At 48.6% G+C, this 26,714-nt stretch carries 21 protein-coding genes; 15 read left to right on the top strand and 6 right to left on the bottom strand.

The window, feature by feature from the left end; all coding sequences use genetic code 11:
* Positions 1 to 159: 159 nt before the first annotated feature.
* From ACQUQM_RS00005 to phbB, 6 genes are all read left to right on the top strand, one after another.
* Positions 160 to 1,179 (top strand): WD40/YVTN/BNR-like repeat-containing protein, encoded by a 1,020-nt coding sequence (locus tag ACQUQM_RS00005; RefSeq protein WP_432472410.1) that lies wholly within the window; start codon positions 160 to 162, stop codon positions 1,177 to 1,179.
* Positions 1,180 to 1,203: 24 nt separating this feature from the next.
* Positions 1,204 to 3,597 carry an efflux RND transporter permease subunit gene (locus ACQUQM_RS00010; protein WP_432472411.1) on the top strand — a complete coding sequence of 798 codons (2,394 nt, stop codon included), beginning with the start codon at positions 1,204 to 1,206 and terminating at the stop codon, positions 3,595 to 3,597.
* Between the two features lie 78 nt (positions 3,598 to 3,675).
* Positions 3,676 to 5,346, top strand: coding sequence for a DUF1302 family protein (locus ACQUQM_RS00015; RefSeq protein WP_432472412.1), 1,671 nt, complete (start codon positions 3,676 to 3,678; stop codon positions 5,344 to 5,346).
* A gap of 29 nt (positions 5,347 to 5,375) precedes the next feature.
* A complete protein-coding gene (locus ACQUQM_RS00020; protein ID WP_432472413.1) occupies positions 5,376 to 6,686 on the top strand; it encodes a DUF1329 domain-containing protein in 1,311 nt (436 codons plus the stop codon).
* Positions 6,687 to 6,869: 183 nt separating this feature from the next.
* Complete coding sequence (locus tag ACQUQM_RS00025; RefSeq protein WP_432472414.1) at positions 6,870 to 8,210, top strand: MATE family efflux transporter; 1,341 nt, start codon at positions 6,870 to 6,872, stop codon at positions 8,208 to 8,210.
* Between the two features lie 249 nt (positions 8,211 to 8,459).
* The gene (gene phbB / locus ACQUQM_RS00030) at positions 8,460 to 9,209 is read left to right on the top strand and encodes an acetoacetyl-CoA reductase (RefSeq protein ID WP_432472415.1); all 750 of its coding nucleotides are present in this window, start codon (positions 8,460 to 8,462) and stop codon (positions 9,207 to 9,209) included.
* Between the two features lie 106 nt (positions 9,210 to 9,315).
* Here phbB and ACQUQM_RS00035 read toward each other — a convergent pair whose 3' ends face one another.
* Both ACQUQM_RS00035 and ACQUQM_RS00040 read right to left on the bottom strand, forming a co-directional pair.
* Positions 9,316 to 12,042, bottom strand: coding sequence for a DUF349 domain-containing protein (locus ACQUQM_RS00035; RefSeq protein WP_432472416.1), 2,727 nt, complete (start codon positions 12,040 to 12,042; stop codon positions 9,316 to 9,318).
* A 203-nt stretch (positions 12,043 to 12,245) separates the two neighbouring features.
* Positions 12,246 to 12,671, bottom strand: coding sequence for a YchJ family protein (locus ACQUQM_RS00040; RefSeq protein ID WP_432472417.1), 426 nt, complete (start codon positions 12,669 to 12,671; stop codon positions 12,246 to 12,248).
* 88 nt (positions 12,672 to 12,759) lie between these two features.
* Here ACQUQM_RS00040 and sbcB point away from each other — a divergent pair, with 88 nt between their 5' ends.
* Positions 12,760 to 14,238: an exodeoxyribonuclease I gene (gene sbcB / locus ACQUQM_RS00045; RefSeq protein WP_432472418.1), complete on the top strand. Its 1,479-nt coding sequence runs from the start codon at positions 12,760 to 12,762 to the stop codon at positions 14,236 to 14,238.
* Positions 14,238 to 14,768 carry a hypothetical protein gene (locus ACQUQM_RS00050; RefSeq protein WP_432472419.1) on the top strand — a complete coding sequence of 177 codons (531 nt, stop codon included), beginning with the start codon at positions 14,238 to 14,240 and terminating at the stop codon, positions 14,766 to 14,768. Before sbcB ends, ACQUQM_RS00050 begins: the two co-directional genes overlap by 1 nt.
* A gap of 2 nt (positions 14,769 to 14,770) precedes the next feature.
* Here the strand turns inward: ACQUQM_RS00050 and ACQUQM_RS00055 are convergent, their stop codons facing one another.
* Entirely contained in the window at positions 14,771 to 17,614 is a 2,844-nt protein-coding gene (locus ACQUQM_RS00055; protein WP_432472420.1) for an insulinase family protein, read from the bottom strand.
* Between the two features lie 342 nt (positions 17,615 to 17,956).
* Here ACQUQM_RS00055 and ACQUQM_RS00060 point away from each other — a divergent pair, with 342 nt between their 5' ends.
* From ACQUQM_RS00060 to ACQUQM_RS00080, 5 genes are all read left to right on the top strand, one after another.
* Positions 17,957 to 18,340 carry a DUF6394 family protein gene (locus ACQUQM_RS00060; RefSeq protein ID WP_432472421.1) on the top strand — a complete coding sequence of 128 codons (384 nt, stop codon included), beginning with the start codon at positions 17,957 to 17,959 and terminating at the stop codon, positions 18,338 to 18,340.
* 13 nt (positions 18,341 to 18,353) lie between these two features.
* The gene (locus ACQUQM_RS00065) at positions 18,354 to 20,042 is read left to right on the top strand and encodes a potassium channel family protein (RefSeq protein WP_432472422.1); all 1,689 of its coding nucleotides are present in this window, start codon (positions 18,354 to 18,356) and stop codon (positions 20,040 to 20,042) included.
* The gene (locus tag ACQUQM_RS00070) at positions 20,042 to 20,929 is read left to right on the top strand and encodes a DMT family transporter (protein ID WP_432472423.1); all 888 of its coding nucleotides are present in this window, start codon (positions 20,042 to 20,044) and stop codon (positions 20,927 to 20,929) included. Before ACQUQM_RS00065 ends, ACQUQM_RS00070 begins: the two co-directional genes overlap by 1 nt.
* Positions 20,930 to 20,942: 13 nt before the next feature.
* Positions 20,943 to 21,821: a Tim44 domain-containing protein gene (locus ACQUQM_RS00075; protein WP_432472424.1), complete on the top strand. Its 879-nt coding sequence runs from the start codon at positions 20,943 to 20,945 to the stop codon at positions 21,819 to 21,821.
* A 334-nt stretch (positions 21,822 to 22,155) separates the two neighbouring features.
* Positions 22,156 to 22,362, top strand: a complete 207-nt coding sequence (locus ACQUQM_RS00080; protein ID WP_432472425.1) for a cold-shock protein — start codon at positions 22,156 to 22,158, stop codon at positions 22,360 to 22,362.
* Positions 22,363 to 22,573: 211 nt separating this feature from the next.
* Here ACQUQM_RS00080 and yaaA read toward each other — a convergent pair whose 3' ends face one another.
* From yaaA to ACQUQM_RS00095, 3 genes are all read right to left on the bottom strand, one after another.
* Complete coding sequence (yaaA, locus tag ACQUQM_RS00085) at positions 22,574 to 23,350, bottom strand: peroxide stress protein YaaA (protein WP_432472426.1); 777 nt, start codon at positions 23,348 to 23,350, stop codon at positions 22,574 to 22,576.
* A gap of 117 nt (positions 23,351 to 23,467) precedes the next feature.
* Positions 23,468 to 23,701: a DUF2789 domain-containing protein gene (locus tag ACQUQM_RS00090; RefSeq protein WP_432472427.1), complete on the bottom strand. Its 234-nt coding sequence runs from the start codon at positions 23,699 to 23,701 to the stop codon at positions 23,468 to 23,470.
* Positions 23,702 to 23,778: 77 nt separating this feature from the next.
* Positions 23,779 to 24,069 carry a hypothetical protein gene (locus ACQUQM_RS00095; protein WP_432472428.1) on the bottom strand — a complete coding sequence of 97 codons (291 nt, stop codon included), beginning with the start codon at positions 24,067 to 24,069 and terminating at the stop codon, positions 23,779 to 23,781.
* Positions 24,070 to 24,336: 267 nt separating this feature from the next.
* Between ACQUQM_RS00095 and ACQUQM_RS00100 the strand changes: the two genes are divergently transcribed.
* Both ACQUQM_RS00100 and ACQUQM_RS00105 read left to right on the top strand, forming a co-directional pair.
* Entirely contained in the window at positions 24,337 to 25,620 is a 1,284-nt protein-coding gene (locus ACQUQM_RS00100; RefSeq protein WP_432472429.1) for a tryptophan--tRNA ligase, read from the top strand.
* 44 nt (positions 25,621 to 25,664) lie between these two features.
* Entirely contained in the window at positions 25,665 to 26,510 is an 846-nt protein-coding gene (locus tag ACQUQM_RS00105) for a sulfurtransferase (RefSeq protein WP_432472430.1), read from the top strand.
* Positions 26,511 to 26,714 lie beyond the last annotated feature (204 nt).

Genomic DNA, 26,714 nt, shown 5'->3' on the forward strand with positions numbered 1-26,714 from the left:
CACTGAAGTCTTATTTATTGTTACTGGTTGTTTTTATAAGTCTTTGATATTAATGGGTAAGTAATTATTTTTTTGATGTAGATCAAAGCTGGCATAGCCATTGCTCTTACCAACTGTAGGGAATTAATCCCTGTATCTAACAGTTTGGTGACATACGCGATGAGAGCAATAAATAAAAATAGACTCATCGAAGCCAGTCAACAGCGCGGATCGCATACCCGCCTGGCTTCCTGGGAAACAAAGACAAAAGGTCTGCTGGCAGCCCTGACAATGCCGTTACTGCTGGCCGGTTGTGAAGCCCCTCTGAATCTTGAAGGTGTGGAGAATGAACTGACTAAACCGGTTCGTCGCACCGACCAGCTTATGGCGGTAACTGTCACAGGCGACAAGGTTGTTATCGCCGGATCCGATGGCCTGATTCTGAGCAGTGATCGTGCGCAGCTGAACTGGCAGCGGCAGGAGCTGGAACAACGACCGAACTTTGTCGCGATTGATACCTGCCCTGATAACTCGATGATCGCCTTGAGCATGGAACATCAGGTCTGGATCAGCAGCGATCAGGGTGTTAGCTGGCGCATGAGCGAGCTGCCGACCTATGAAAGCCTGATCTCATTGACCTGCGGCCCCGATAACAGTTATTGGGCGTCCGGCAGTTTCAGTACATTTATGAGCAGTCATGATCAGGGGGCCAGCTGGCAGGAGTTGAGTCTCAACGAAGATGCCACTATCACTTCGGTACAGTTCCTGGATGACAAGCGTGTGATCGCCACCGGAGAGTTTGGCCTGGTTGCCCGTTCCGAGGACGCGGGGCAGAACTGGGCAGTGCAGGAGCCTATCCCTAACGAGTTTTTCCCCCAGGGTAGCTATTTTAAAAATTCAGATACCGGATGGGTCGCAGGGCTCGGCGGTACTATTTTACACACCAGTGATGGTGGCCTGAGCTGGAACCCGCAACAAACCCCTACCGAATCACCTCTCTATGGTTTTTACGCCAACGATACCAGGCTGTTTGCTTTTGGTGATCACGGCACAGTGCTGGAACTGAAGGGCCAGCAATGGACCCGGCTTGATTCGCCAAAGATCCCGGTATATCTACGCGACGGCAAGCAGATCAGCGCGGATACCTTGCTGGTGGCTGGTGGCTGGGGCTCGCTGTTTACCGTCGATATAAAACAATAATAATTTGCTGTGGAAGAACCGGATATGTCTGATAAAGCATCTGCACAATCCCATAAAATTACCCATATGATGCACAACCTGGATGAACGTATATTTCATCATCCAAAAGTTGTGTTGGGGCTGATCCTGGCGATCACACTGTTTTTTGCCAGTCAGATCCCTGGGGTAAAAATGTACTCCGATTTTGCTGACCTGTTACCGCAGGAACACACCTATATTGAACTGCATAACGAGATAAAAGAGTCGTTTGGTGGCGCCAATGTCGTAATCGTCGGAGTGGAAGTCGAACAGGGAGATATCTTCAGTAATGAAGCATTAGCCCGCATTCACCGGGTGACTCAGGCAGTAGACAGCCTGCCGGGAATCAACCATAACCTGGTAGCCAGTGTAACCCACCGAAACTCCCGTAAGGTGTGGATGACGCCGGAGGGTAATGTTAATTCCGAGTCCTATTATGATCCTCAGGGTGGCGAGATCAGTGAACTGGATCTGGAACTGCTACGTCAGGATATTGTGGCCAATCCGCGGGTTTATGGCCCACTGGTCAGCCCGGATATGAAAATGGCGCTGGTTAAGGCACAGCTAAACGAAGGTCAGCTGGATTATGTAAAAACCTTCGAGGCGATTCAGGCGCTACGTGCCGATGAGGCGGCCGCAGGCTATAAGATCCATGTCACCGGTCAGCCAATGCTGGTGGGTTGGGCCTATCAGTATCTGGGCCAGATCATCGAGATCTTTATGTTCACCGCATTGATCATGTTAGCCCTGCTTATGTTTTACTTCCGCAAGGCTTACGGTGTTTTGATTCCGCTGGCGGCGGTGATTGTGTCCACCATCTGGGGTATCGGTATTATCTCCCTGTTCGGCTATAACCTGGACCCGCTGGGTCTGGTTATACCGTTCCTGATTTCGGCCCGCGCAATGTCTCACGGTATTCAGATCGTGGAGCGTTACTATCTTGAGCTGAACGAACATGCGGATCATAAAAAAGCCGCCCAGCTGACGTTTGAAAACCTGTTTCGTCCGGGTAGTTTAGGGGTGGTATCCGATGCTATCGGTTTGCTGCTGATCGCGATCGGCTCTATTCCGCTGAATACCAAACTGGCTCACTACGCTTCTCTCTGGGCGCTGTCGATCATTATCACCGTACTGCTTGCCGTTCCAATGCTGCTGTCGGTTCTGCCTAAGCCGAAAAACTATGCAGTTAAGCATAACCTGTTCCGTAATGTCGGCTATATCTGTGCCGACCTGGTAAGTACTGAAAAGGCAGCCCGAAATGCGCTGATGATCGGTGCTTTGTTGCTGGTTGGTGGCTGGTTCTTCTCATCTAAGGTGGTGATTGGTGAGTCGGAACCGGGCTCGCCTATCCTCTATCAGGATCATGACTACAACGTATCTTCCGGGGCTATTAACGACAGTTTTCCCGGCTCTGAAGAACTCTATATCGTTGCTCAGACCGATGAAAAAGGTGGCATTAAACGTCCCGAGGTATTAAAGGCGCTGGCCGACCTGGAACGTCACATGCTGGCTGACCCGGAGGTGGGCGGCGCTAAAGGTGTGCCTGACCTGGTGAAACAGGTAAACCGCCTGCTACACAATGATGATCCGCGCTGGATGCAGATCCCCGGTGATGCGCAGTATGTCGGCGGCCTGATGTTTACCTACATGATGTCCAGCCCCATCCCCGGTGCTTTGAATGAGTTTGTCGATACCGATGAGCGGATCGCTAACCTGGTGTTCTTCTATAAGGACCATCAGGGCGAGACTATTCGCCGGGCGATACATACCGCGAAACAGTGGATCGAAGCAAATGACGGCAAGGTTGAAGGGCTGAAGATCCGCCTTGCGGGCGGCACCATCGGTGTTACAGCTGCAATGAACGAAGCTGCCTATGAGACCAATCTCTGGGTGTTGCCGCTGGTATTTATATTGATCTTCGCCATGGTGATGTTTTTCTACACCTCTCTGCAGGCTGGCATGATGATGTTTATGGCGATGATGTTCGCGACCACGCTGACATATGCCTACATGGGTATCACGCAGATGGGTATCAACATCAACACGGTGCCTATTATTGCGGTGGGGGTTGGTGTCGGTATCGATTACTCGATCTATATGATGGACCGTATACGTGCGGAGATGGTGTTGCAGAAAGACCTTGCTGCCGCAGTGAGAACCTCTATCCGCACGACAGGTCTGGCGATCAGCTTTACCGCGATTACCCTGATTGCAGGCATTGTTATGTGGGTCATTCTTTCGGATCTGCGTTTCCAGTCTGATGCCGCGTTACTGCTCAGTGTGATGGTTGTTCTTAACGGTGCAGCTGCCATGTTGCTGGTGCCATCCTGGGTGCTGGTATTCAAACCCAAATTTATATGTGAAGCCTATGAAGATGAAGATGGCGTGATCCACGGCTGATTCATCTGTATTCGCATGCTTATTTCTCATGTTTGTTACTTATCTTGTAAAACCAAAAACCTGAAGGGGTTATAACTGATGTCGAAAACAATAATAACGACAATGAATAAACTTGCTGCCGGGGTGGCCGTGGGTGTTACTTCTATGGCGCTGGGTTATTCTGCGACGGCAACTGCGGCAGAAACAGAGTGGTCTGGCTTTGTTGAAAACGCTACCTATTACCGTGATGAGGTGGGGATCTCAAAGTTCCGTAACACTGCGCAGGGTGAGTTTTCTAAGTCCGTTGAGTCCGATAGCTGGAGTAACGTCAGTATCAACGGCACCTTGCGTGCTACTTATGATGGCGTGTATGACCTGAATGATGACGAGTTCGGAAAGAATGCAACAGAAGCATATCTGGGCGAAAACTGGCATCCCCGGGGAGGCTCCACAACAACGATTCCCGGGCCGAATACAACACTGCTTTCTGCCGGTGTCCCTTTTCCTTGTGATAATGATCCGACGCTGTGTAATAACCTCGATGGTTATATGGATCAGGACGAGAGTGAGGCGAAATTCCCGGAATTCAATGATGAGCTGGATTTTATCCGCGAGCTTTATATTTCTGCAGATAAACAGCTGAGTAACGGTGATCTGCTGAATATTACCTTAGGTAAGCAGCAGGTTGTCTGGGGTAAGACTGACCTGTTTCGGGTGCTGGATGTAATCAATCCTGTGGATTACTCCCGCCATAATATCTATGACGAGCTGGAAGATATCCGTATTCCACAGTGGATGCTGACCGCTGAATGGCGTATGGGACCGAATGAGGTATTTGACGATTCCAACCTGTCCATGATGTGGAACTTTGACAAATTCAGGCCGAGCAACCTGGGTACCTGTGGTCAGTCGTATCGGATTCTGGATGCGGGGTGTTTCTTTAGTTCGTATATCAATGTTGCCGATTTAGGTATTCCTCTTTATAGCGCGAACGTGCCAATTATTCATGATGTTGAAGAGTATAAATGGTCACTGAAAAATACTCAGCTGGGCGCGAAATGGGAAGGTGTCTACGGCGATACCACATTCTCTCTGAATGCCCTGCATTACCGTCAACAACTGCCATCACTGCATTTCCGACCACATGCTTTAGATCCGACTTTACCTGCGGTTGATGGTGTCTTTGATATCAAGTTCCCACGAGTCAATCTGGTGGGCGGTTCGATAGATTATTACTCCATGGCGATGGATGCGGTATGGCGTTTGGAAATGGCTTATACCCAGGGTGAAGAGCTGCCAAGGGATACCGATGGCCATAAAGAGACCGATATGCTGCGTTACGTGGTCGGCTTCGATAAGAACATTGTTATACCTGCGCTGGGTACCGGCAGCGCCTTCCTGTTGTCGACGCAGCTGTTCGGCGAACATATTCAGGATCACGAAGCGGATATGCCAAATGCGCAGGACAACTGGATAGCGACCATGTTGTTTAAAGGCTGGTATATCAATAACCGTCTGAGCCCACAGGTCATCATTGCTCATGATTTCGGTGCGGACGCAACCGTTGTAGCGCCGAGCATTGATTATCTGATTGATGATTCCTGGAAAGTAAATCTTGCACTGAATGTTAAACGGGGCGGTGATGAGCAGTTTGGCTGGTCTGTTGCCGGAACAGAAACTTATGAGCCGTTAGCACGCTTCACTAATGGTCCGATCGGTGTTGCGAACGCCGAAGATGAGATTCAGCTGACTGTTCGATACAGCTTCTGATCAATATAAATATAATAAGGTAATAAGCTATGTTTAAAAAATCATTGATCTCACTGGCAGCAACTATTGTGGTCTCGTCTGCTGCTATGGCGGCAACCGAGCAAGATGTTGAAAATTCGTTTTATCCTTATAAGAGCGGTGTGCCGTCTTATTCAGGGCTGAGTGTTGGTACGACCATTAATCAGGCCAACGTTGAGCAGTTCAAAGAGGTGCTGGATCCGGCAATGTATCTGTTTATCAAAAACGGTGATACTGAGATACATGTCGGCGAAACTACGTCATTCGATCTGCATTCCAGCTACGTAGCCGCGACTAAGGCTAATCTGACCAGCGTAAAACTGGGTGATAAACCAGGCGAATTAACCGGTTCTCCAGCGGGTCGTCCATTCCCTGAAGAGCCATCATTGGATGATCCCCGGGCCGGTGAGAAACTGGCGTGGAATTATAAATACGGTTATAACTGGGGTGATTCGGCGTCTATCATGCCGTTCTACTGGAAGTTCCGGGATATGAACACTGCAAAGCTGGAACGTACTTTGAAATTTAACTTCCACTTTCTGAACTTTACCCATCGTACCCAGCAGGAGCCGACACCTGCGATAACACCAAATCCATCCAATCTGTTCCGTGGTATTTACGTACAGGTACTGGAACCATTTGATGTGAAGAACACTCAGTTGTTGATTCAGCGCTTTGAGGATGATCTGAAGCGCGATAACGCATACCTGTATCTCGGCTTCCAGCGCCGTGTACGCCGCCTGTCGACCGGTCAGGTTACGGATTCCTTCCTTGGCTCTGACGTCATGATCGAAGATTTTGAGGGTTACAACGGCCGTATTTCAGACATGAAGTGGACCTTTAAAGGTACCCGTAACATGTTGATGCCGATGTATAACCATAATGATATGCAGCTTGATACTGAAACCCATGTTGATGAAGAGGGGTATCAGGTCGTAGCATTCGGTGGTAAAGGTAATTGCTTCCCTAACGTGACCTATCAGTTGCGTAAGGTGTATGAGGTTGAGTCGGAGTCAGTTGATCAGAACCATCCGATCAGCAAGCGTCAGCACTTCATCGATGCTCAGACTTTTACTATTCCGCGTAACATTACCTACGATCGTAAAGGTGATATGTGGAAGAGCTGGTCTATCGGTCAGGCGCATCCTGATCACCACCTGCCACAGAATAAAGGTACCGGCGTTGCGATCGATGATGCATTCACTATGATCGATACCCAGGCTCAGCATTGTACAACAGGCCAGTTCAAGGGGATCGTCGATCCTACGCTGACACCGCCAAGCAAGATGACTGTGCAGAACCTGCGGGCATCTGGAAAGTAAATCTTTAGTGACAGATCTTCATCGAGGGCTGCAGTAATGTAGTTCGTTAACCCGGGCCTGGCCCGGGTTTTTTTATTGTTCCATGGATTCGAAAATCGGGACCCATGACAGTCGTAAGCGGTGGTATGATGGCGCTTCTTCTTTAGGCTTTAGCTGCTTACCAACATTAACTGCAGGCACATTGTGAAACCCGATCTGTTAAATGGGGAGATTCGTCCCACTCTGGTCAAGATGACCATCCCTATGATGCTCGGCATTGTCAGCCTGATGCTGTTCAATGTTGCCGACAGTTACTTTGTCAGCCAGCTGGGCACTGAGCAGTTGGCTGCGCTGGGTTTTACGTTTCCTGTGTCGTTCACTGTTATCAGCCTGTCAATCGGCCTGAGTATCGGCACGTCTGCGACGATCGCCCGCTTAATTGGCTTAGGTGACCACGATGAAGCTCGCCAGCTGACAACCGATAACCTGCTGCTGACGACTCTTTTGATGGTCGTTATCAGTGTTATTGCGATATTAATGATTGAACCGCTGTTTCGTCTGTTGGGGGCAGGGGATAACCTGCTGCCATATATTGATAGCTATATGTCGGTGTGGTTTTCCGGGGCGATTTTTTACGTACTGATCATGGTTTCTAACAGCTCTCTGCGGGCCAGCGGAGATACCAAGACTCCGGCGCTTATTATGGCTTTTTCATCGCTTATCAATCTGGCTCTGGATCCGCTGCTGATTTTTGGCTGGGGGCCCTTTCCTGCGCTTGGGATACAGGGTGCTGCGATTGCCAGTGTTATCGCCTGGAGTTTTACTGCATTTCTTGCGTTGCTGAATTTGTATGCAAGAAAAGGCTTACTAGTGCTGCGGATCGAGTCGGTTGGTGTTGCGGTGCAGCACTGGCTGATGGTGATGAAAATCGGCTTTCCTGCTGCGTTATCAAATATGATGACGCCGATAGCGGCGGCTATTATGACTGCGGTGGTGGCCACCCACGGCCCGGAAGCGGTTGCTGCTTTTGGTGTCGGAAACAGGCTGGAATCGCTGTCCTTGCTTGTTAATCTAGCTTTGTCTATGACCCTGCCGCCGTTTCTGAGTCAGAATTTCGGCCGGGGAAATATCGCCAGAGTACGTACAGCTTATATAGGCGCTGTGAAGTTTGCACTGTTGTGGCAGGTCGTTATCTATTTGTTATTACTAGTGTTTGCTGGTGGGATTGGCGCGCTGTTCAGTGACAAAGTACAGGTTGTTGAGCTTATAGGGATGTGGATTTTAATCGTGCCCCTGGGCTTCGGTTTTCAGGCGGTGACCTTCCTTAGTGCTTCCAGTTTTAATGCCTTGCATCAGCCGATGCGGGCGATGCGAATCAGTATCTTCCGCCTGTTTATTCTCTATGTACCTTTAGGGTTTACCGGTAATTATCTGGCAGGACTACAGGGTATGTTTATCGGTTTTGTGTTGGCAAATATGTGCACTGCAGCAATGGCGTTCTGGTGGATGCGTCGTCATCTAAACCGTCTCGAGTGTGCTGCATGATCTCAAAATAAGGGCTTTAATCCGCTTTTGATTAGTTGTATGTTGTCTTTAAGCTGTAACAGGGAAACGTTAGTCTGGTTCACTTATCTACAGGCTAAAACCAAAGTCATATTACAGGATGTTGTTGTACGTAATATGATCAGTTGGGTTACGCAATTCTAAAGAGCTCATATATTAAGAATTTATAAGAAGCTTAAATAAAAATAATTAACAACAACATATAACTCAAGAAGCAAAGGGGACGTGAGCATGACACAGAGAATTGCTCTGGTAACAGGTGGTACAGGCGGTATCGGTACTGCAATTTGTCGCGCATTGGCTGATGCCGGTTTAAAGGTAGTAGCAGGTTACAACTCCGGTGGTAACCATGATAAAGCTAAAGCATGGCAGGAAGAGCAGCGTAAGGATGGCTATGAAATATTGGTAGCCTATGGTGATGTAACTGACGAAGAGTCCTGCCTGGAGTGTATCAATACCGTGCAGGAAGTGGCCGGTGGTACGGTCGATATTCTGGTAAACAATGCGGGTATCACCCGTGACGGTACTTTCCGTAAGATGAGCTGGGAGCAGTGGAATCAGGTTCTTTCCGCTAACCTTGACTCGATGTTCCATATGACTCGCTTAGTTATTAATCCAATGCTGGAAAATAACTGGGGCAGGGTTATCAACATATCTTCAGTAAACGCTCAGAAAGGTCAGTTTGGTCAGTGTAACTACTCTGCTGCTAAAGCGGGTATTCACGGCTTTACTAAGGCATTGGCACAGGAAGTTGCAGCCAAGGGTGTAACGGTAAACACTGTTTCTCCGGGCTATGTACTGACGCCGATGGTTGCTAAGATACCTGAAGAGGTTCTGGCTAAGATCGTTAAGCAGATCCCTGTTGGCCGCCTGGGTGCGCCGGAAGAGATCGGTAAAGCGGTAACTTATCTGGCCAGTGAAGACTGCGGCTATGTAACAGGTTCTGACTTCTCCATTAACGGCGGTCAGCACATGTCATAAGTATTTATGACTGAATTAAAAAACCCCGCTGCTGCGGGGTTTTTTATTGTCTTGAAAAGACCAGGGTGAAGCTGAAAGTTGTAACTGTTTCTAGTAACTACTTGGATTACAGCTGATCGTTTTCAAATGGCAGGCTGCTACTGAAACGCAGATTCAATTCTTCCAGAAGCTGGGTAAACGGAATACAGTTCCATTCCATTTTAAGCTGCTTAAGATCACATAAGGTTGGATCGCTGTCCCGTTGCTGCAGTGCTTGCTGCAGGCGGTGCATCTGATACTCCATTCGCAGCGCCTGATCCTGCTCAGGCGAAGGCTGCCCCTGCATGATCTCAAGCCGGATACATAATTGACGCATCGATTGCTCGGATTGACTCAAGAGGCTGTCTATCGGCTCCTGACCAGAAATTACCATCAGTGTAGCGTTGAAGCGTTGCTCGATCAGTTCGGCAAAAGGTTCAGCCGGCTGATCACCCTGATCCCAGGCTGAGATGATGCTATCGACCTTATCCTGTTCCAGCCCATCAGCAAGAATCATACGTTCGAGATGTTCGCAGAGACTTACCCTGCGCTGCAAGGCAAGGTACAGATCACTCTTGATCAGGTTGTTCAGCTCAGCTAACTGCTGTTGCTGCAGTTCATCAACCTGTTGTTGATGTTTATTGTGCTGTTCAGATTGTTTTTGCTTGTTGCGGTTTTCAAATACCGCCTTGCAGTACTGGCGGAACTCTGGCCATAGTTTGCGTTCTGCGCTATGGAAAGTAGAGCCTATGGTTTTCCATTCCTGTTGCAGCTGTTTGATCTGCTGGGATGCATCGGGCAGTGTTTCGTTCTCGGCAATCTCCCGGGCCTGATCAACCAGCGCTTGTTTTAAGCCTGCATTCCGCTCACGATAGCTTTTTATCTGGCTATCAAGCTGTTTTAGCAAAGCATTAAATCGACTTTGAACTTCTTTGCCCGGCGTTCTGTCAACCGGTGCATACTGTTTCCATTCTTGTTTTGCTGTTCTGCAGATGAGTTCAACTTGCTGCCAGTCCGGAGCATCCCAATCGGTCATACTGATAAACTGTTGCAGCTGCTCTGCCAGCTGGTGGCGTTGCTCCAGGTTCTTCTGGCGCTGCAGTTTCTGGTCAGCAAAGTGTTGCTCGCAAGGCAGGTAGGCGTGGTCGGATGCCGATTTGAAACGTTGCCACAGCGTGCGCGAGTGGAATGGGTCGCTGGCATCCAGCTCTTTCCAGGATAGCTGTAGCTGATTAATTTTTTTCGCCAGTTCAGCGACCGGTAAGACACAACCGATCAGGCTTTCCATCTCGACGCAGACTTGCTCTTTCTTGGGGGTTACAGCGTAGCCTTGCCAGTCTTTGAGTTCAGTGAGCCTGGCATGCAAGGTCTTATGCTGCTGGCGCAGCTGTTTCGGAGTACTGCCGTTAAGGTTACCCAGGATCGTGGCGATCTTTTGCTCAAGCCTGATCGCCGCTTTAGTTTCCCCAAGGTCAACCTTTTGTGCCAGCGTGTTCAGTAGTTCTGATAGCTCCAGGTTGTGGTGCTGGGTTATCTGAGTTAACTGTTGTAGCTGCTGCTTAATTTTCAGTTTGTGCTGTTGCAGCTGCTGCATTAGGGCTGGATAAGCCAGATGTTTCGGCCAGTTAATCTGGTCGCAGGTCTGTGTTATCTGCTCGATCTGTTGGGATAACTGTTTGGCACTCGGTTCGCTACTGGCTTCGCTTGTGATTTCTGTAATCAGTCCATTGAAGTGAGCCCATTGTGCGAGATAACTATTGCCTGCTTTATGGTAAGTCGAGGCGGTCTTTTGTTCTGCTTTATAGTGCTTTAACAGCGCATCAGGCAGGTTGTCAGTGACCGCTTCATGCTGCTGTAACAGCTGTTGCCATGCGACATGCTGCTGCTCCAGGTCTTGTAGGGAAAAGTCGGCAGATAACAGGGTGCTTTCCAGGCTTTTATTCAACACGGCCATCTGTTCCAGTAGCTGCTGTTGCTGGAGCAAACGGTCCTGCTGTTGCTGGTGTAGTCTTTCTATTGCTGCGGTTGCGCGCTGTTGCTCTTCGATCAGCTGCTGACACTGTTGTGTCAGGGTTTTAAATTCAAGTTCCAGCGCTTCAGTTTCGCTGACTTCATTTTTTAACCATTCAGTATGCAGAGCATCAAGTTTGGCCGGGTATTGTGGGAAGTATTCGGTCGCACTGAGGTGACGCAGGCTTGCCAATAGCTCTGCTCGACGTTGCCTGAGCTTTGCTTCCTGCTGCTGTTCCTGCTGAATTTTCTGTTGTTTGTTGCGGATGATCCGGAATACTGTTTTGTCTTTGTTACGGATCGCTTTGGCGACCTGTTCAAGTAGTTCCGGAAGTTGCAGTTGTTCAGCGGCAGCCTGGCGAACGGGGCTGGTAGCAGCATTGATGCTGATAGTGCATAGACAGTGCTGATCAATGATTTTTGTCAGTGCTGCGAGTTGTATCTTGTGCAGAGAACTGTGCAGGACGATATGCGTCAGGATGTTATCATCATCCAGCTGCTGCAGGCTAATCAGGCGTTGTTCGGTCGAACTGTCAGGACAATCGAGAATAATCTTACAGATGCGGTCTGCCGCGCTACGGCGAATTTGCAGGTCATTATCTTCGTTGTGTACTTTATACAGCAGCTCCGGCTGGGCGATCTTCTCAACCGCAGCTTTACGAACAGATGGGTTCTGGTCGCGCAGGACCAGTTGGGAGAGTATCTGCTGATGATCCTCACTGTTACTGTTCATGCGGTGAATTGCACGAATCCGAACATCAGCATTGGTGTGTTGCCACTTAGGTTTGAAAAACTTTGCAAACATTAACAATCGATCCTGCAAGGGTCACTATTAACAACGGTACCTGTGACCAGGGACCGGTATTCTACCGGCGTTTTGTAGCGCAGGGAAAGTCTTGACAGCGATGAAATCGTAAATAATCTACTGCGCGGACCTACAGATCAATTAATCAAGCTTTAATTAGTGAATCAGGGCTTAAACCGGGCACTCCTTATCAGCTGATTATTTCAATTTATTATTTCAATCTGGCCGTCGACGTAATACCAGCGATCATTCTCTTTGCGAAAGTTGGAACGCTCGTGTAGCTCACCATTTTGATCTTCGGCTTCAAAGCGCGCACTGAATTCGACAATGCCGGTATTGTCGCTCGCTGTGCCCGCGACGCTATCGAGAATTCTTAAGCCGACCCAGGTGGTTGCCTGTACCTGTTCGGCAATAATTTCAGCATCTTCAGGATTTCTGTTTTCTTCGGCTGTGGTGTTGATAATATAGTCGACCGCGCCAAGGGCAAAAGCGGTATAGCGGGAGCGCATAAGCGCTTCTGCTGTTTTGGCTGGTTTATGGCCTTCAATGGCTGGTTCACAACAGAATGAAAATGGTTTATTTGAACCACAGGGGCAGGTCATCGTGGTATCGTTGTGATCATGTAACATGAAGGTCCCTCAGTTTGATGACAATTCTAGATCACCCATTATAGGGTGTTAAATAGTGAAGCATATTGATCAAAAGCAGTAGGCACAAATGATGGCGGCAACTAAGATAGCGGCAAATACGCAAGCAACTTTTTTCTGGCACGACTACGAAACCTCAGGGGCTGATCCTAAAAGGGACCGGCCATTACAGTTTGCCGGTATTCGTACCGATCAGGATCTGAATATCATTGAAGAGCCTGTGATGTTTTACTGCAAGCCGGCAGAGGACCTGTTACCCCATCCGGAGGCCTGCCTGATTACCGGCATTACTCCGCAACGAGCGATGCAGGATGGTCTCTGCGAAGCTGAGTTTATGGGGCTGGTTCATAAAGAACTGTCTCGTCCGGGAACCTGCGGTGTGGGTTATAACAGTATCCGTTTTGATGATGAGATCACCCGCTATAGCTTGTATCGCAATTTCTACGATCCCTACGCCCGTGAGTGGCAGAATGATTGCTCGCGCTGGGATATTATCGATATGCTGCGCCTGACGCGGGCTTTACGGCCGGAAGGGATTGAGTGGCCGATAAACGCTGAGGGTAAGCCAAGCCTGCGTCTTGAGGATCTGACCAAGGCCAACGGCATCGATCATGGTCATGCCCATGATGCATTGTCCGATGTTTATGCCACGATCGGTATGGCAAAGCTTGTTAAAGAACGTCAGCCGAAACTGTATCAGTATGCGCTGAATAATCGCTCAAAAAAGGCGATTCAGGGGCTGCTAGATGTGATATCGATGAAGCCGGTATTGCATATATCTTCGATGTATCCTGTGGAGTGGGGCAATGCGGCGATTGTCGCACCTGTGGCGCAGCATCCGGTTAACCGCAACGCGGTGCTGGCATTTGATCTTCGTTTTGATCCTACGCAGTTACTGGAGTTACCAGTAGAGGAAATTCGCAGGCTTATCTATACCCGGAACGAAGATCTGGCTGAGGGCGAACAGCGTATTCCGTTAAAACAGATCCATATTAATAAGTCACCGATTATTGCGCCGGCGGGTATGCTGACTGCTGTTGAAGCCCAGCGCTTACAGATATCCGGTGATGATTGTCGTACGCATCTGGCGATGTTGCGAGGCAGTGTTGAGTTGAAGCAGAAGCTGGCGCAGGTGTTCATGGAATCAGACTTTGAAGAAGACATGGATCCGGATCATATGCTCTATAGTGGCGGATTCTTTTCCGATGCCGATAAACAGAGTATGGAGCTGATTCGGGAGACCCCGGCGGAGCAGTTAGGTGCGCTTGAACTGGCGTTTCAGGATAACCGCCTGGAAGAGATGTTCTTACGTTACCGTGCCCGAAATTACCCGTTTAGTCTGAGCGATGACGAACGTAGTCGCTGGGAAGAATACCGTAAGCATAAATTACTGGCGCCAGACAACGGCGGTTACCTGACCATGAATGAGTTATTTAGTATCTTGAATGAACGGTATCAGCAACCGAATCTGAGTCAGCGTGACCGGGAGATCCTGGAAGAACTTGCTTTGTACGCTGAAGCGATCTATCCCATGGATGAAATGTATTGATGATGAACCAGTCCTTTTTTAGTCTATTTGTGCTGAGCTGCGGTGTTATCACTGCACTGCCTGCGCTGGCTGAGCGTAAAGAGGATCTGGTTAATCCGATAACCTACGTGGTGACTGAACCGGGCGGTTATATCGATAGCCCGGTTAATCCAAATACAGTGTATGACAACAAGCAACGGGGCTTTGTTGATTCAGAGCCTATGTTGGAAATTAAGCCTCACTTGATTCCGGAGCGACAACTGCCCCCGCCAACGGTAATTCCTCACAGCGGTTTAGAACCGGTTGAACGAATTATCAGCGCGCAACAGAAAAAAATAGTTCTCAGAGGGGAAGATAAGGTATTTCAACAGATTGCTGATGATGATTTAAAGATCAGGTGCTTAATGGATGATGCGCTGGATCAGTGTGAAGGGGTTGAGATTGAGATTCCTGAACCGAAACCCCGCTCGCGGCGGGTTATTGATCGTCAGATTCAGGCTCAACCCGCGAGCCCGAATCAGGTCTTAGACCTGAACCGGGTTGTCGAATAGCATCAGGCTTCGGGGACGAATTTGTTTTGTTGTTTTAATTGTGCGATCTCCAGTTCACTACGCTGAGCCAGCTCCTCGCTGGAAGCCATCTGGCGGTGTTTTTCACCGAACGAACGGACCGTAAGACGGCGTTGTGGCATTTGCTTGTAGCATTTCAGAAGATCACTCAGCGACAGGGAGGCCACAGCATCGCTCAGTTGCTTACGGCTATCAAAACTAAGTTCATCGCGATCGATCTCTTTCCAGAACCGATTACTCAGATCAGATAATTTATTCTCTTTACGATTGATACGTGACAGAACACTGCGCTTATACTGCTCCAGTTTCTCTTCGGTCATCTGGCTGAGAGTACTTTGCATCCCCCCGATGAACTCGTCAATATGCTGTTCCAGTGCGATTGGGTCAGTATTTGGTGACTGGACCACAAATGCCAGACCAGGGGCTTTGTTCAAAGGTAGTGCCGTCTCGAATACCACATACCCCAACTGCTGTTCGGTTCGCAGGCGGCTATAAAAAGGGGCAGCCATTATCTCACTGAGCAGCGCGAACTCGGCGCGGGTCTGCAGGCCACTGTTCTCGCCTTGAAAGTAGACGCTGATAGCCGAGTCGTTATGATCAACCGGCAGGGTCTGGGTCAGATTTTTTTCTTTATCCAGCAACACAACCGGGATAGGAGCGTTATAACTGATCATCGGTTGCTGATTCAGTTTAGATATGACGGTTTGTGCCAGGCCAGTTGCTTCATCGCTGGTCAGGTTACCATGGGCGAGCATCCTTGTTTGCACTTTGCCCAGCAGCTGCGGTACAAAATCGCTGAGCTGTTCAAGGCTGATATTTTCAATGGCCGCCAGTTTCTTTTCTGTACTCCAGCTTTGCATCAGCAGGGTGTATACCTCACCAATGGTCTGGTTGAACGGTTTATCTTTACGCTTGTTTTCCAAGTGCTGGGTATACCGCGCTTTGATACGATCGAAACTGCTCTGTTCAAAGCGCACGTCAGTCAAACGGTCGACCACCTGCGTCAACAGCCGTTGCTGTTTATCGTTGTAGCCGGAAATACGGATGCTGAAACCTCGCATATGAGGATAAATCCGGGTGTTTATGCCACCCAGTAGTGCATCATAAAGCGTTTCATTCAGCTGGTCTTTGACCAGTTCGGTGTATAGCCCGGTCATCACTTCATTTTCGGGGCTCAGGTTCGCCTGGTCAGACATCACCGAAACAAAGAAATCAGCCTTAGGCAGGCGGAAAGTATCGTCCTGTCTGTACCAGAGTGAATGGCCATCTTGCTGGATTATAAGATTGGGCGTATCACTAACCTCAGCAACATCTTTAACACTAAGATCTTCGGCGATAAAAGGGTTCAGCTTGCGAGTAGCAAGGCCCGGTTCAATTTGTGCTTGCTGCCACAGCTGTATGCGTTCATCGCTAATCGGACTCAAGCTGAATTCGGTATTGAACCACTGTTCCTGGTTGTTGGTTGCAACGTTTTGTCCCTGCAGGGTTATCAGTACGTTAGCCGGGGTCAGGCGATCAAGAAAACGGTTAATCAGTTCTGCAGAAAACTCTTCCAGCAGATAATCTGCGCTGATCACATCCTGTTCCGGATAGAGCTGCAGGTTCCGGGCCAGCTGACCAACATAATGTACCGGCTGGCTTTTCTCTTTAAAGTTGAAGCGTAACAGGTTGAGTTGTTGTTCTTCAGCATAGAGTTCCGGGTTGACGCCTTCGGCCTGTAACAGGCGAATAGCTGCAAACGTGGTGCGGATAACTTCATTGTAGTGCTCATAACCCTGGTCGGTCAGGGACATGGATATTCTGAAATTAGATTGAGTCTGTAGTTCTATACCCGGTGACGCGCTCAGGGAGTTAACCCAACCTTTCGCCTTAAGCAGCGAGAACAGGCTGCCTTTTCCTTCGTAGCCGAGCATAGTGGCTATATAAAAAGCGGGTTTCTGGTTGTACAGGTCCCGGGTGGCGGGAACTGGAAAGGTCAAACTCAGCTGTTGCAAGTCTTTCAGGGTTTTGATGTTAATCTGTGCGGGTAGCTGCTTATAAAGCGGTTGCGGGTCAACGAAGGCTGTCGCCTTGCGATTGGCGACAGCAGAAAAGCGCTCTTCGACCATCTGTTTCAGTTGCCCGGTCGATTCCTTACCCAGTACAACTAAAGACATCAGGTTGGCGGAATAGTACTGGTTATAAAAGCTGATCAGATCCTGGCGCAGTTCACCGCTGTTATTCGACAGGGTATCAACACTGCCGACTGCAAACTGACTGTAGCTATGCTGCGGATTCATCGCTTGTTTGCCAGCAGCATAGCCGCGACGACCATCATCGCGCAGTTTTGACTGGTATTCTGAGTGTACCGCATGGCGCTCACGTTCTACGTACTCTTCAGTAAACAGCGGTGAGATGAAAAACTGGGAGAAGCGATCCAGTGCGGGTTCTAACTGTTGAGCCTGAATATCAAAGAAGTAGTTAGTGTTTTCATAGGCGGTGTAAGCGTTGTGGTTGCCACCGTTGTTGCTGATAAAAGCCTGATAGGAGCCTGCATCCGGAAACTTTTCTGTGCCGAGAAATAACATATGCTCAAGGAAATGAGCCAGTCCCTGACGCTGGGCAGGGTTCGCATTGGAACCGACATTGACGTCAAGGGATGCCGCCGCTTTGTCAGTCTCAGGGTCGGAGATGACCAATACTTTCATCTGGTTGGGCAGGGTGAAACTGAGATACTCACGGCTATCGTTGGGACTTTTGTGAACGCCTGCATGGGCCACTTTAGTGACAAGGAATACCAGCATATAAAACATAAAGCTTGTCGTTCGGGATCGTATTTTAAAGCGCATTCACAGGCCTCTTTTACTGCTGGACTCTTATTGTTGATCAGTATTGTACTGGTACTGATTTATTCAGGCGTAAGCAGTCAATCCTAATATTGATTGACTGAATTGTCTAATTTTTAATCAGCTGTTTTTGCTTGAAAGCAGGTCGCCAGCGACTATTTATAGCATCATGGCGATCAGATTAGGACCACCTTTGATCAGCTTAGTTCTTCTCCTGTAAGCATTTTTCCAAGCTTAGCTGGCGACGGGGCTTTCGTGTTTGTCGCTCAGTAGTTACAATTTCATCAAACTCAAGGTCTGCTTGTCAGGCTTGTTATCTTATTGATTCTTAGCAGGAAGGATTCTATGAATCGCGAAAAAGTGATATTTGCCTTTTTTATTGTACTGGCGCTGACCCTGAACTTTGGTTTTTTCCTTGGTGATATTGATAATCCTGAGCATCATAATGTGTTCGAGCTGTTTGCAGCGACGATTGTCAGTATGATCTGTACCGTACTGAAGTTTGGTGACCGTACTCACATCGGCGCGTTGATGCTGGCAACCAGCCTGGTGGCCGACCTGCAGTTAGTTGTTGCAGCCGTTATCTGGGGCTATGCCGTACAGATATCTGGTACCGGTATGACTCCGGATATGATTAGCAGCGTAGTATCGCTGTCCGGCGGTGCTGTACTGGCAAACGTTGTTTCAGTTGTATTGCTGATGGTTGAAACTATCGTTGTTCGTCGCTGAGAGCGTTGTCTGAATGAACGATATTTTCTACCTGTTACTGCGGCGGCTGCGGCTGCCGCTGATTACCGTTATCGTGGTGTATTCTGTTGCGATAGTTGGATTTGTGCTGATTCCTGGTCAGGATGATCAAGGCAATGTCTGGCATATGGATTTCTTTCATGCCATCTATTTTGTCAGTTTTATGGGCTCAACTATCGGTTTCGGTGAGATACCCTACGCATTTACCTCAGCGCAGCGAGCCTGGACGCTGGTTGCGATCTACGGCACTGTGATCGCCTGGTTATACGGTATTGGCTCGATGTTAGCGCTGATACAGGAGCCTGTATTTGGCCGGATGCGCCGCCGCCGCGCTTTTGCCGGTGAGGTGAAAAACTTCAATGAACCTTTTTATCTGATCTGTGGCTACGGAATTACCGGCAGTGCCATCGTTGAAAAACTGTGCAAACGGGGTATGCGCAGTGTCGTAATTGATATTGAGCAGGAGCGGATCGACCGGCTGGAGATGGATGATCTGTCTATCCGCGTGCCTGGTCTTTGTGCTGATGCCGCGTTGCCTGAGGCGCTGGATGACGCCGGGTTACAGCATTCTACCTGCGTTGGTGTTCTGGCACTGACCAATAACGACAATGTTAATCTGTCGATCTCTATCGCCAGTAAATTGTTGGCGCCCGAGCGTCTTGTTATCAGTCGCACCGAAACCGAAGTCAACGCCCGTAACCTGGGATCTTTTGGTACCGATCATATTATTGATCCATTTCGCTCTTATGCTGAATATCTATCCCTTGCAGCGCATTCTCCCTATATGCATCTGGTCTATGACTGGTTGGTTAATCCTTATCACCGGCCACTATCCAGCGCTTATAAGAAAACCAGCGGCCGCTGGATAATCTGTGGCTTCGGGCGTTTTGGTAAGGCGCTTTACCAGGAGTTTCTGGAACAGGACGTTGAGTTAGTGCTGCTGGATGATGATGCCAGCCAACTACAAGGTTACAGCAATCATTTTGTTGGCCTTGGTACTGAAGCCTCAACTCTGGAGAAGGCTGGAGTTAAGGATGCGGTCGCGATCGTTGCCGGTACTGATAACGATGCTGATAATCTGTCGATAATTATGACTGCCCGAGAGTTAAACCCTAATCTGGTGACGGTAGTCCGACAGAATCTTAGCAGCAATAAACTGGTCTATAAGAACTCCAAAGCTGATTTCATCATGGAGCCGGGCCGGATCATTGCCAATCGGATTCTGGCGAAAATTAAAACGCCTCTGCTGCCGGTGTTTATAGAGCAGATGCAGCAGTTTGATGATGTCTGGGCGCATACTTTATTAAACCGTATGAGCAGCGTTGTGAAAGATCGGGAGCTGGATAGCTGGTCTTTTGCTATCGGTAAACAACAAGCGCCGGCGGTAACCACTATGCTGGAAGAAGGCCGTCAGATTAAGCTCAGTAAATTAATGAAGCATGCCCGGGAGCGGCAGCAGGAGTTGCCCTGTTTTCCTTTGATGTTACGCCGTAACGGTGAACTCAAACTTTTACCAGGTGAACTGACAGAGTTGCAACTGGGTGACGAGGTTCTTTTTTGTGGTTTGACAGAGGCGCATCAGCAGATGGATTGGAACGTTAATAATTATAATATCCTGTATTACTTGCTGACCGGCGAAGATCCCAGCTACAACCTGCTGGCAAAATTACTGAAAAAATTCTGATGGCTTATTTACTGCTTATTGTTACCACTTTGTTCTGGGCGGGCAACTTCGTCACTGCCCGTGGTATTCATAGTGACTTTCCGCCGCTGACGATGTCATTTATGCGTTGGGGGCTGGCGTTCTTGATCATACTGCCGTTGTTTTTACCCCGGCTGCGCCGTAACTGGCCCCTGATCCGTCAAAATCTTCCTGTACTATGCCTGCTTGCGGTGCTGGGTGTCGCATGTTTTAACTCGTTTATTTATCTTGGCCTGCAAACAACCATGGCGACCAATGCAACATTGCTGCAATCGGCAGTGCCGATTACGATTCTGGTAATCTGCTCCCTGTTTTTAAAAGAAAGCATTAGTATGAAGCAATGGCTGGGGGTCTTTATCTCTTTTTCCGGGGTGCTGATTCTGATCTCCCGGGGGCAGTTACAAGTATTACAGTCGCTGGCCTTTAATAAGGGGGATCTGTGGGTCTTTGCTGCAGTGGTAGCCTGGTCGACATACTCCGTGTTGTTGCGCTGGAAACCCAAAGAGCTCGATGGTTTCACCTTTCTTGGTTTTACCATCATGGTCGGGGGTATCGCAGTTTTCCCGTTTGCGCTATGGGAATTCAGTGATGGCCTGGTACCTATCTGGAGTGAACAAACTGTCGCCGCTATTGTCTACATGGCGATCTGCCCATCGATTCTTTCCTATACCTTTTGGAACAGAGGGGTGGCAGAGCTGGGAGCGGCAAAGGCAGGGTTATTTATTCATCTTATGCCGCTATTCGGTCTGATTCTGTCAGTAATCTTTCTCGGTGAAAAAGTACAAACTTTCCATTTTATCGGGATGGGGCTAATATTCACCGGCATTTATCTGGCGATCATTTCCCGTCAGGTAGAACAAATAAAATAACTTAGGAGCTTCTATGCGCACGTTGTTGATCTCAATTTTTACTCTGGTACTCGGCTTTGGGCTGGTGGTGCCGGATGCAGAGGCAAAACGGATGGGCGGCGGTTTTAGTTTGGGTAAATCCTACTCGACTCCAAAGCGGGTTCAGCCAGCACCAAGCAAACAGCAAGCCGCTACGAATAACACAACACAGCAGGGCGTTGCTCCAAAGAAAAGAGGCTTTGGTGGCCTGATGGGCGGACTGTTGGCCGGTGGCTTACTGGGGGCGTTGTTCTTCGGTGGAGCCTTTGAAGGCATCCAGTTTATGGATATTTTGTTGTTCGGATTACTGGCATTTGTTGCCATTAAGATATTCTCTGGTATGAAGCGAACTCAGAGTGCTCAGCAATATGCCGGGGCGCAGCAGCATTACCGGCAGCCTGAACCTGTACAATCAGCACCACAGGAAAAAAATAGCAGCCAAGATTTTCAACAATACTCTCCTGCACCAGAAGCAGGTTTTGGGGCGGCTGGTGCGACCCTGCAGTTGCCGCAATGGTTTAATGAAAAGGCATTCCTTGATGGTGCGCAACAGCATTTCGGCCACCTGCAAAAGGCCTGGGATGACGCGGACTGGAATGAGATTGAAAGCTATACCAGCCCTGAATTGTTAGCCTTGCTACGCGAAGAGCGTAGTAAACAGGCACAAAAGCAGAATACCGAAGTCGTGTCGGTGATGGCTGAGCTGGCAAACTTCATCGATAACGGTGATCATGTCGTTGCGACTATTAATTTTTACGGCTGGATGAAAGAAGATAGTAATGAAACCACCGAATTCAGTGAGCTTTGGCACCTGCATCGGGATATGACACAGCCGGATTCAGACTGGAAGATAGTGGGTATTCAGCAGCCTTAAATGATATATCGATGAAGCTTTTACCAGAACACACCTCCGGGTGTGTTTTTTTATGCTTATCCAGCCGAACTTATCTGTAGCCATTGCTTCTTATTAAGATATTATTTTTTGCTTTGAATCAGATAGTTAGAAAAGTTCGAAACGGGTGTTGACTGCATCGCTAGATGGGTATAATATCCCGTTCAGGTTGAAAATTAACCGTATATTTATGCTCGCATGTTCGATGATTCTGTATGATGTTTCGTCCTGTAATTCATAAGTTATAGTAAAAATTCCAGCCAAAAAATGTCTTGTAATGAGACACCAATAATTTTTTGAATATAGGATAGATATTATGTCTACTACTACTGGCACAGTAAAATGGTTTAACGACGAGAAAGGTTTCGGTTTCATCGAGCAAGAGTCTGGTCCAGACGTTTTCGCTCACTTCAGCGCTATCGTTGGTGACGGATTCAAGAGCCTGGCTGAAGGCCAGCGCGTTGAGTTCACTGTAACTCAAGGCCAGAAAGGTCCTCAAGCTGAAAACATCAAAGCGATCTAATTCGCTTTCATCTGAGTTGTCTTAGTACAGCCTGGATGAAGATGGCACCCTAAGATCTTGGATCCGGGTGTTCAGTTTAAAGAAAGCATGACTTAACGGTCATGCTTTTTTTTGTCCTGAGTTTGCCAAAAAGAGTTTTAAAAGCGCCCGTTGGCGCTTTTTTTTGCCTTGACGAACGCTTGTTAAGCGAGAGCTTGCTTCCCGGTACTACTCAGACCGTTTCTTTGCGGGTAAATACCCAGCTGTCGCCCTGCGATAGCATTTCATCATACTGGTAGCCTGCCAGATCGAACTGTTTAAGCTGTTCGGCATCTGTGATCTGGTTTTTGATAGCGTAACGGCACATCAGGCCGCGAGCTTTTTTGGCATAAAAGCTGATAATTTTATATTGGCCGTTCTTCCAGTCTTTGAATACCGGGGTGATGATTCGTCCCTGCAGATTTTTCGGTTTTACCGATTTGAAGTATTCATTGGAAGCCAGGTTAACAAGTACCGCTTCAGCCTTGTCGGCCAGGGTTTGGTTCAGGTCATCGGTCACTATGTCACCCCAGAAGGTGTAAAGGTCCTTACCCCGGCTATTTGCCAGTTTAGTACCCATCTCCAGTCGATAGGGTTGCATCAGATCGAGCGGTTTTAAAACCCCGTATAAGCCAGACAATATACGCAGGTGCTGTTGCGTGAACTGCAGTTCGGCCGCGCTGAAATCATTCGCATTTAAGCCACTGTAGACATCACCATTAAAGGCCAATACCGCCTGTTTGGCATTGCTTGTATCAAATGGCTGTTGCCAGCTTTCATAGCGTGCGACGTTTAGCGCGGAAAGCTTATCGCTAAGTTTCATCAGTTTGGCGATATCCTGTACCGCCAGCTGGCGTAGTTGTTGAATCAGCTCCTGAGAATGTTGCAGGTGTTCGGGTTGACTGTACTGATCGGTCGTTGGAGCGGTATCGTAGTCGAGATTTTTAGCCGGTGATATTACAAGTAGCATAGTTCTGGGATCCAGCATCAGTTGGAATAATGCCTGCCATGTTAAACAAAAAGGCCGACCCGAGGAAGGGGCGGCCTGATTAGTAAATGCTATCGGGTTTATTGCCTGGCTGAGGTTTCAGGAATGGAGTCGGATATTCAGTTCATCCACTATTTCGGCCCAGTCTGAATCTGAATCAAGACACTCTTTAATAAAACCGGCCTGGCTGGGTGTCCAGAAGGTGGCTTCATCGATCTTAATCGTCTGGCTGAACAGGGTGTGGGTGCGGATAAACTGGTCGATGGATGAATTATCGCTGGCCAGTCCGAGCTGCTCAAACAGGGTATTCATCGTATGCGCAGATCTGTCCATCATGACCTCCTCTAGAGAATGTTAGTTCCGGTTAGAAAAGTGTTGGTCACGATGGCGTCTTTGTCAAAGGTGGTGAGTTACTCGGCGTTATTCAGTTTCTGCTTATTATCCAGCTTGATATAGATTACCAGAGATCCCAGGGTACCGATCAAAACCAGAATAGCTATGATCAGTGGGTTGGAGCTTTCATTACCGACTGCGCGGGTGTACATAGCGGATAGCAGCAGACCACCGATAAAACACAGAGCGGCCATCAAAACACAGCTGACAATTGTTCCTGCTTTGCGATCAGGTGCGCGTTTTATCAAAATGAACAGGGTGATCAGCAGCGAGCCGAGTACCATAAAAGAGGGAAGTAGTTCAGGCATAGTGGTTCCTTATAAGTGATGGCTATTTGTACCACTCTTTATAGGTGGAAAAAACCCTGCTTTAGCTGTGTCTGAAAAATACCTCAGCGAATTCCCGAGTCAGAGTCTTGTTTTTGAACTTTGGAGGCTAATAAAGAATCCTTGAGCGAGGACAGTCGAGAAAACAGGGGCAAATTGAGGTTTTTCGCAGTAGATTGGTGTTAAGTCAGACGGGCTCCTAGTATCATAACCGGCAATTTTTATAGATTTCAGCAAGAAGATAATCAGATGACAAAGCAAACTGTACTGACCGGTATTACAACTACAGGTACTCCGCATATTGGCAACTACCTTGGCGCGATCAAGCCAGCAATTGAGGCGAGCGAGAACAGTAACCTGAGTAGCTACTTCTTTCTGGCTGATTTTCATGCCCTGATTAAGTGTCACGATCCGGAGCGGGTCGCCCGCTCTACCCGTGAGATTGCTGCTACCTGGCTGGCGTTGGGACTGGATACCGATAAAGCGACGTTTTACCGGCAGACGGATATCCCTGAGATTACCGAGCTGACCTGGATTCTGACCTGCATGACTTCTAAAGGTCTGATGAACCGTTCTCATGCTTATAAAGCTTCAGTAGATGCCAATCGTGAGTCCGGTAAGCAGGATGATGACGACGTCACTATGGGGTTGTTCAGTTATCCGATTCTGATGGCTGCGGATATTCTGATGTTTAACGCCGGTATCATCCCGGTTGGTAAAGATCAGATTCAGCACATTGAGATGGCCCGTGATATCGCCGGTCGTTTTAACCATACCTACGGTACTCTGTTTCATCTGCCAGAGGCGCAGGTGGATGAACAGACCCAGCTGATTCCCGGTCTGGATGGTCGTAAGATGTCTAAGAGTTACGATAACACTATCCCGTTGTTTGCCTCTTCCGACGAGTTGTACAAGCTGATCAAGCAGATCAAGACCGATACCAAAGAGCCGGGCGAGCCGAAGGATGCCGATAACAGTACTATCTTCCAGCTGTTTGCTAACTTTGCTTCCGCAGCAGAACAGTCCGCCATGCGTCGTCAGTTTGAGAACGGTATCGGCTGGGGTGATGCTAAGAAAGAGCTGTTTGAGTATTTGGATGATTATCTGGCAGCCCCTCGCGAAGAGTACAACAGGCTAATGACCGATATGGCCTATGTCGAACAGCAGCTGCATAAAGGTGCAGAGAAAGCGCGCAGTTATGCAACGCCTTTCCTCGATCAGATCCGTATTGCTACCGGTATCCGGCCTCTGACCTATCAGGGTGCAGCACCTGTTCAGCAGGAGCAGAAGAAAGAGAAAGAGCAGTCTGCAGAGCAGATTGCAAAGGCTGAAGAGGGGCGCCGACGTGCCATCCTGATGCAGTTGAAACCGATGCTGGATCGGGTTGAAGCTGCTGATGATAAAGCCGCTGAAGCTAAACTGCTGATTACTGAAAAAGAAGAGTTGGTAGCCACGTTGAAGAAGAAGGCGAAGCAGAAGGCTCAGAATGAGCTGGACCTGTTGCGCGACGAATTAGCGGAGCTGCTGGTTTAAGCTTGATATTAGTTACCTGAATTGAGATTGAAGAGGAAAGTTTTATGTACACCACCCTGATCAGTGCTGAGCAACTCTCCTCTCTTATCGATTCGGCAGCGGAAAATCTGTTGGTGCTGGATTGCCGCTTTAACCTGATGGATACCGCTCTGGGTGCTCGCTTATATGGAAATGGTCATATTCCAGGAGCCCGTTATATTGATCTGGATAATGATCTGTCCTCACCGATCACCCCGTTAACGGGTCGTCATCCTCTGCCTGATTTTACGGCATTAGCCAATACGTTGGCGCGATCTGGCGTCAACCCTGGTTCACAGGTTGTGGTCTACGACGATTGTGGTGGGGCGATGGCGGGTCGGGCCTGGTGGTTGCTACGGGTCATGGGGCATGAAGCTGTTGCAGTGCTCGATGGTGGTTTTCCTGCATGGAGCGGTGCTGGTCTGAGTGCTACGACGCTAGTGCCAGAACCGCAAGCTGGTAACTTCAGCGCTAAGCGTGATCAGGAAATGATAGTCACGCTTGAGCAATTAACAGAAGTTGCTTCTGAGAATACCTTGGTGGACGCCCGTACACCTGAGCGTTTCAGGGGGGAGCAAGAACCGATCGACCCAGTTGCCGGACATATCCCGGGAGCAATCAATCGGCCACTGCAACTGAACCTGAATGTCGACGGCTGTTTTAAGTCTGCGGCACAACTTAAGCAGGAGTGGTCTGAGCTACTTTCCAATACTTCTGCGGATCAGGTTATCCATTATTGTGGATCCGGTGTGACAGCCTGCCATAATTATCTGGCAATGGAAATTGCCGGCCTGTCCGGTTCCCGTATCTACGCAGGCTCATGGAGCGAATGGATTCGTAATTCACAGCGCCCGGTTGCTACCGGTAACTGAACAGTTATAGTACAGCTGGCTGCGTCCGGTCTTCCCCCATTTTTCCCCGATCTGATAAACCTCTTCTTTTATGGCCCCCTGAGATCGACGTTACACCGACTCGCGGCTATGCTTTAGTGTGAAATTACTGTTGTTGTGAACCGGCTTCAGAGCACAGTTGTCCTACTTTCATACGTCTGAGCAAATACCGCTTAACGGAGTAAT

This window comes from Amphritea sp. HPY, from assembly GCF_050870985.1.
Taxonomy (GTDB): domain Bacteria; phylum Pseudomonadota; class Gammaproteobacteria; order Pseudomonadales; family Balneatricaceae; genus Amphritea.